This is a genomic window from Vibrio sp. 1078-1, assembly GCF_033340475.1.
Genome location: NZ_JAWOWM010000583.1, coordinates 1 through 599, shown reverse-complemented (window position 1 = coordinate 599; position 599 = coordinate 1). Strand labels below are relative to the sequence as shown.

Here is a 599-nt window from a genome sequence, read left to right as displayed (position 1 = left end):
CACTGAAAGCGGCTGACGAAACAGTCAACTTCAACCTTGATAAAACCGAAAGCTGGGTGCCTTACCAAGATGCTTGGAACGGTGACAAACGCTTCACGGTCATGACTCGTCACAACGACTACCAAGAAGACGTCGGCTTTATTCCAGCCAACACCAAATGGGCGCCGGACTCTGGCGACAAACCGGGTTACGTAGAGGGCTTAAAAGTCGATAAATACGACGAGCTCGTGAACGAGTCGGTGTCTTACGGTCTTGAGAACGCTTACTACGACTGGTGTATCGCTCAGATCGCTAAACTTGCGGGCAACGACCAGCAGTACGACCGCTACATGGCACGTTCTGAATCGTTCAAGAACTACTTCGATTACAACCCAGAACAATACGGCAAACTGCAAGACACCAAAGGCAACGCATTGGGTGCAACGGGCTTTATGCGTCCGGCTTACATGAACAGCGGCAGCAAGGTTTGGGCAAACAACCTGAAAGCCGAATGTTTGGACGAGAACATGGCGCTGTCTATCCCAGACGGTATGGACTACAACGCGTGTAAAGACCGCAAAGCACTCAACGAAAGTGACGTGTTCTGGCCTTACCGTGCC

1 protein-coding gene is annotated in these 599 nt (G+C 51.3%); it reads left to right on the top strand.

Features of this window, described 5'->3' with window-relative positions:
- Positions 1-599: glycoside hydrolase domain-containing protein (locus tag R7190_RS28915; protein WP_318138073.1), on the top strand; the 599-nt coding region annotated here is incomplete at both ends.